The organism is Acidovorax sp. HMWF029 (genome assembly GCF_003060895.1).
Lineage (GTDB): Bacteria > Pseudomonadota > Gammaproteobacteria > Burkholderiales > Burkholderiaceae_C > Acidovorax.
This window is the reverse complement of record NZ_QAIH01000151.1, coordinates 37,930-44,444: the sequence shown is the minus strand read 5'-3', so window position 1 is coordinate 44,444 and position 6,515 is coordinate 37,930. Positions and strand designations below refer to the sequence as shown.

Below are 6,515 nucleotides of genomic sequence, written 5' to 3'. Positions count from 1 at the left end.
GTGTTCGTCCACCGTGGTCAGCAGCGCGCAGGTGTCGGGGCAGTCGTGCGGGCAGGCGCCGCGCACCTGAATGGGGGTGGTTTGAATAGGATTGGCGGCGGAAGGCGTGGACATATGCGGGCTGATCGTTAAACTGCCATCGGGGTTGGAACCGGCGTGCATACCCTTGGAGCCGGGCCATAGAGGCTGCCTACCGGCAGCGCAGAGGGATCGCCCTCGATTCACAGCAGAGAGAGCAGGATTTCACCATGAAGCAAATGGCACTGGGGCGCAGACAGTTTTCCGTGGGCCTGGGGGCGGCTGCGCTGGGGGGCTTTCACCTGGCCAGGGCGCAGGGCGAAGGCCGCATCGTGCTGGGCCAGTCGGCGGCCTTCACCGGCCCGGCGGCACAGCTGGGCGTGCAGTTCAACCAGGGCGCCAGGCTGTTCTTCGACCAGCTCAATGCCCAGGGCGGCGTGGGCAAACGCATGGTCGAGATCCGCACGCTGGACGATGGCTACGAGCCCGACCGCTGCGCCGAGAACACCAGGAAGCTGATTGCCGACGACGTGTTTGCACTGTTTGGCTACATAGGCACCCCCACCAGCCTGGCGGCATTGCCGCTGTTCAACCAGGCCAAGGTGCCATTTTTTGGGCCCTTCACCGGGGCCGAGGCGCTGCGCCAGCCGTTCAACCGGCTCATCTTCCATGTGCGTGCCTCTTACTACGACGAAACCGCGCTCATCGTGCGCCAGCTCACCAACCTGGGGCTCAAGAAGATTGCGGTGTTCCACCAGAACGATGCCTACGGCAAGGCCGGGCTGGACGGGGTGACGAAGGCCCTCACCGAACTCAAGCTCACCCCCGTGGCCACGGCCACGGTGGAGCGCAACTCGGTGGACGTGAAGGCGGCCGTGGACAAGCTCGTGCCCGCCATGCCCGACGCCATCGTGCAGATCACGGCCTATGCCTCGGCTGCCGCGTTCGTGCGTGCGGCGCGCAAGGCGGGGTTTGGCGGCACGTTCTACAACGTGTCGTTTGTGGGCACGCAGGCGCTGGCCGACGAGCTGGGCAAGGACGGCGCCGGTGTGGTGGTGTCGCAGGTCGTGCCCTCGCCCTACCAGCCTTCGCGCCAGATCACGCGCGAGTTTCTGGAGGCCATCAAGAAAGGTGGCGACAAGGTGCAGGCCAATTACTCCAGCATGGAAGGTTACGTGGCCGCCCGTGTGTTCACCGAGGGCCTGCGCCAGGCCCAGGCCAGCGGCAAGGTCACGCGCGAGAGCTTCATCACCGGCACCGAGTCCATTGGCAGCCAGGTGATCTCGGGCTTTCCGGTGTCGTTCAGCGCCACCAGCCACGCGGCGTCGAAGTTTGTGGAGATGTCGATGCTGACCGGGGATGGCCGGGTCAGGACCTGACCCCGGTCCGGCGACTGGCGCTCGCAGGCCCCCGTCGCTCAGACGCGATCAGCCCAGCGTGCGCGTTCGTGCCAGCCCTTGCATGAACGCCTCGCAACGGCCCAATTGTTCCAGGCTCACATATTCGTCGGGCTGGTGTGCTTGCTGGATGCTGCCGGGGCCGCACACCACGGTGGAGATGCCCGCGTTCTTGAACAGGCCTGCCTCGGTACCAAAGGCCACCAGGGTGGTGCCTTTTTCGCCCGACAGCTCTTGTGCCAGGCGCGTCACCGGGTCGTCCTTGCTGCCCAGGAAGCTCGGGATTTCGCAAATCGTCTCGAACTCGAAGCCCGCTGCGGGCGCCACCTTCTTCATCGCAGGCTCCAGCGACTTGGCGTAGGCCACCACCTCGGACTGCATCTGCGCCGCGTTGGCCGTGGGCAGGTCGCGGAACTCGTAGCGGAACTCGGCGTCGCGCGGCACCACGTTGTCGGCAATGCCGCCATGGAACTGGCCCACGCTGCTGGTCGAAAACGGCACGTCAAAACCCTCGAAGCGGGGCTCGTTCTTCTCAAAGTCTTCCGCCATGTCGCGCACACGCCCCACCACGCGGGCGGCCATCTCGATGGCGTTGACCGAGTGGGGTGTGAGGGAGGAATGCGCCTCTTTGCCACGCACGCAGCACTTGTAGCGGTACACGCCCTTGTGCGCAATGGCGGGGATCATGCTGGTGGGTTCTCCCACGATACAGGCCAGGGGCTTGATGCTCGCGTCGCGCAGGTCGGCGATCAGCTCCTTCACGCCAAAGCAGCCGACCTCTTCGTCGTAGCTGAATGCCAGGTGGATGGCGAAAGGTGCTTCGCTGTTCAGGAACTGCTCGGCGTGCGACACGGCAATGCCGATGAAGGCTTTCATGTCGGCGCTGCCGCGCCCGTACAGGTTGCCTTCCTTGACCAGAGCGCTGAGAGGGTCCATGGTCCAGTCCTGGCCGTCCCACGGCACGGTGTCGGTGTGGCCTGAGAGGATCACACCCGCTGACTTGCCTTCGCCCAGCGTAGCAAAGAGGTTGGCCTTGGTCTTGTCCGCGTTGAAGGTCAGGCGGCTTTTCACGCCGAGCTTGGCCAGGTGGTCTCGGATGAAATGGATCAGTTCCAGGTTGGAGTGGTGGCTGACGGTGTTCATGCGCACCAGGGTTTGCGCAAGTTCGAGGGCGTGGGCAGAAATCATGGCGTGGCTAGCGAATAACCCGGGTTGGCACCTGTGTTGCTCCCGGGCTAGACTGTGAGATCGTAAGGACACATATCATGAACGTTATTGACTCCATCGTCACCCAGGCCGCCAGTATTGCAGCGGTGCGCCGGGACATTCACGCCCACCCCGAGCTGTGCTTTGAAGAAGTGCGCACCGCCGATGTGGTGGCGGGCAAGCTCACCGAATGGGGCATTCCCATCCACCGCGGCATGGGCACCACGGGCGTGGTGGGCATCGTGAAGGGGCGCGATGGTGGCGCCAATGGCCGTGCGATTGGCCTGCGCGCCGACATCGACGCGCTGCCCATGCAGGAGTTCAACACCTTCGCCCATGCCAGCCAACACCCGGGCAAGATGCACGCCTGTGGCCACGACGGCCATGTGGCCATGCTGCTGGCTGCAGCCCAGCACTTTGCCAAGCACCGCAATTTCGACGGCACCGTGTACCTGATCTTCCAGCCAGCGGAGGAGGGCGGCGGCGGTGCGCGCGAGATGATCAAGGACGGCCTGTTCGAGCAGTTCCCCATGGAGGCCGTGTACGGCATGCACAACTGGCCCGGCATGCCTGTGGGCCAGTTTGCCGTGAGCCCCGGCCCGGTGATGGCGTCGAGCAACGAGTTCAAGGTCACCATCCGGGGCAAGGGCAGCCATGCCGCGCTGCCGCACAACGGCATCGACCCGGTGCCGATTGCCTGCCAGATGGTGCAGGCCTTCCAGACCATCATCACCCGCAACAAGAAGCCGGTGGATGCGGGCGTAATTTCGGTCACCATGATCCACGCTGGCGAAGCCACCAACGTGGTGCCCGACAGCTGCGAGTTGCAGGGCACGGTGCGCACCTTCACGCTCGAGGTGCTGGACCTGATCGAAAAACGCATGCAGCAGATTGCCGAGCACACCTGCGCCGCCCATGACGCCGTGTGTGAATTCGAGTTTGTGCGCAACTACCCGCCTACCGTCAACTCGGCCCCCGAGGCCGAATTTGCGCGCCAGGTCATGGTCAGCATCGTGGGCGAATCCAACGTGCTGGCGCAGGAGCCCACCATGGGTGCCGAAGACTTCGCCTTCATGCTGCAGGCCAAACCTGGCGCCTACTGCTTCATCGCCAACGGCGACGGCGCCCACCGCGAGATGGGCCACGGCGGCGGCCCCTGCATGCTGCACAACCCCAGCTACGACTTCAACGACGACCTGATCCCGCTGGGCGCGACTTATTGGGTCAAGCTGGCCGAAGCCTGGCTGGCCCAGCCCGCCCGAGCCGCGTGAGCGGCTTGCTGGTGCGCTGACTACCCTGTCTTACACGCCCCGGGCGCCCATGGTGCGTCCCCGGGCTTCTTTCTTGTTGAATCTCTCCGAAAGCCCTTGTCCATGATCGGTATTGCTCACGCCTTTTCGCCCAGTTATGCGGAGGCCCGCACGAAGTTTCTGGAGGCCGCCGCCGCAGCTGGCCTGCCCATCGAATCGCACGCCCACCCGCTCAAGGGCCGTGACGGTGAAGACCTGGCGATGGATGTGGTGCGCGACGGCCCGGCGGATGCCAAAAAGCTGCTCATCGTGAGCAGCGCCTGCCATGGTGTGGAAGGCTATTGCGGCAGCGGCGTGCAGGTGTTTGCGCTGCACGATCAGGAGTGGCGGGACAAGGCGCATGCGGCGGGCGTGGCCACGCTTTACGTCCATGCACTCAACCCGTATGGCTTCTCGCATGTGCGCCGCTTCACGCACGAGAACGTGGACCTGAACCGCAACTTCCAGGACTTTTCAAAGCCCCTGCCCGTGAACACTGCCTACCGCGAGGTGCAGCCCCTGCTGCTGCCCGAGCAATGGCCCCCGGGCCCCGAGAACTTGGCCGCTGTGCAGCAGTACATCTCTACCAAGGGCGAGGCCGCGTGGCAAGCCGCCATCTCGCAGGGGCAGCACGAGTTTCCGCAAGGCATCTTCTTTGGTGGCACCGAGCCCACCTGGAGCAACCGCACGCTGCGCCAGGTGCTGCGCCAGCACGGTGCAGGCGCATCGCACATTGCCTGGATCGACCTGCACACCGGGCTGGGCCCCAGCGGCCATGGCGAACGCATCTACGCCGGCAATGACGACGCCGTGGCCGTGGCCCGTGCGCGCGCCTGGTGGGACGGCGGTGGCGCCACGCCGGTCACGTCGATCTACGACGGCTCGTCCACCTCGGCCTTCCTCACCGGGCTGATGTGGACCGCGATCTACGACGAGTGCCCCCATGCCGAGTACACCGGCATCGCCATGGAGTACGGCACTGTGCCCGTGCTCGACGTGATGAACGCCATTCGCGCGGAGCAGTGGCTTAACCTGCACCCCGAGACGCCCGCTGACAAGGCCGCACAGATCAAGGCGCAGATGCTGGCTGCCTTCTATACCGACACCGATGTGTGGAAGGGCCAGATCGTCAGCCAGGCACGGCAGTCGATGTTCCAGGCGGTGGATGGATTGGTGGGTTGAAGGGCTGAAAATCCATATATAAATGGCCGTTTCCGCGCTTCTATAAAGGATTGTTAGCTCCTTAAATCATAGTAATTGTCTACCGGGGCACGCGGTGCATGGGGCAGGTGGCTGCGACGCTGCAGCTACCATCGCCCCAAAAAAACCAGGAGACACCATGGCCTTGGCAGCCCAGGCACCCCATGCCCCCCAGGCGGCGTCAGCCGACCCGCTGCGCGCACTCAGCCGCAGCCTGCTGCGGTTGTCCGTACAGGCCCAGCAGGCACCTCCGCAAGACCTGCTGCACCAGGCGCTGCAGACGCTGCGCGGGCTAGTGCCTTTTGATTCGGCCTGGTGGGGCGAGGTGTCGGCGGGCGAGCCTGGTGGCGAGGTAGACGGCGGTTTCAGCCAGGGCGTCCATGCGCAAGGGGCGCCGCGCAACTGGCTGCACGGCAGCATCGGCTTGGCCCGGGGTTTTGCCGACGAATGGAATGCCCTGTCGGCGGTGGACGACTTTGCGCAGCAGTCCATTAGCCGGTTGGGAGAGGTGATACGCGAGCGCGATGTGGCGGGCGCGTTGCCCGAAAACCCGCAGGTGATGGCCTTCGCCGAGCGCCATGGCCTGTACCACTGCATGGCCCTCACGGCCGAGCTGCCGCACAGCGGACTGATGTTTTTTGTCTCGGTCTATCGCCCGCGCACGCGCACTGAATTCACCGATGCCGAAACCGTCCTGTTCGGCGAGTTTGTGGTGCACCTGCTTCAGCACTGGCACCACCGGCTGCAGCGGCTGCAAAACGATTCGCCCCGCCGCCCGTGGGACAGCTTTGCGCTCGCTCAGCCCACGGGCGAGCTGCTGTTTTCTGGCCTGCGGATCAGCCAGGCCTTGCGTGCGGCCTGCCCGCAGTGGACCGGCACCCGCCTGCCCGCTGCCGTGGTGCAGGCCCTGCCCGGCGCGCCCTGTACCCTGGCCTTGGGCAAAGCCTGCCGCCTGCGACTGGAGCCCTGCGGCCCGCTGGTGGCGCTGAGCATGGCTTCGGATCGCCACAAGCAGCCTCTTGCCCCGCGCGAGCTGAGCGCCGCCATGCTCTACGCCCAGGGGCAGTCGTACAAAGACATTGCCGCTACGTTGGGCCTCACACCCGCCACGGTGCGCACCTACCTGCGCACCGCCTACGCAGCCCTGGGTGTGCGTAACAAGCTGGAGCTGGTGGCCGCGCTGCGCAACACGTAGCGCGCAGTGCGTGCAGGGCACGCATTCGGCCTGCACGCCCTCATGGCGCCTGCTGCCGCGTTGGCTTGGTAGTTTCCCGCCCCCTCTGCATTTGCAGAGGCTGCAGTGGCGCCTTCTTTTTCTATCGTTCGCGTCGGAGCCAAGGGGTTTCGGCGCACACCTTGCCGCCAATCCAGGGCTCCTGAAAAAAACACCACCACAGGAGACTTT

General features: G+C 65.1%; 5 protein-coding genes. 4 read left to right on the top strand and 1 reads right to left on the bottom strand.

The window, feature by feature from the left end; all coding sequences use genetic code 11:
• The first annotated feature begins 248 nt into the window (after positions 1 to 248).
• Positions 249 to 1,397, top strand: a complete 1,149-nt coding sequence (locus DBR12_RS10465; protein WP_108617186.1) for an ABC transporter substrate-binding protein — start codon at positions 249 to 251, stop codon at positions 1,395 to 1,397.
• Positions 1,398 to 1,445: 48 nt separating this feature from the next.
• On the opposite strand, the gene argE is transcribed toward DBR12_RS10465, so the two are convergent.
• Positions 1,446 to 2,603, bottom strand: a complete 1,158-nt coding sequence (gene argE / locus DBR12_RS10460) for an acetylornithine deacetylase (protein ID WP_108617185.1) — start codon at positions 2,601 to 2,603, stop codon at positions 1,446 to 1,448.
• A 77-nt stretch (positions 2,604 to 2,680) separates the two neighbouring features.
• On the opposite strand from argE, the gene DBR12_RS10455 reads away from it, so the two are divergent.
• The 3 genes from DBR12_RS10455 to DBR12_RS10445 all read left to right on the top strand — a co-directional run bounded on the left by DBR12_RS10455 (position 2,681) and on the right by DBR12_RS10445 (position 6,305).
• Complete coding sequence (locus DBR12_RS10455; RefSeq protein ID WP_108617184.1) at positions 2,681 to 3,892, top strand: M20 aminoacylase family protein; 1,212 nt, start codon at positions 2,681 to 2,683, stop codon at positions 3,890 to 3,892.
• A 102-nt stretch (positions 3,893 to 3,994) separates the two neighbouring features.
• A complete protein-coding gene (locus DBR12_RS10450; RefSeq protein WP_108617183.1) occupies positions 3,995 to 5,092 on the top strand; it encodes a M14 family metallopeptidase in 1,098 nt (365 codons plus the stop codon).
• A gap of 157 nt (positions 5,093 to 5,249) precedes the next feature.
• Complete coding sequence (locus DBR12_RS10445) at positions 5,250 to 6,305, top strand: helix-turn-helix transcriptional regulator (protein WP_108617182.1); 1,056 nt, start codon at positions 5,250 to 5,252, stop codon at positions 6,303 to 6,305.
• Positions 6,306 to 6,515: the final 210 nt, after the last annotated feature.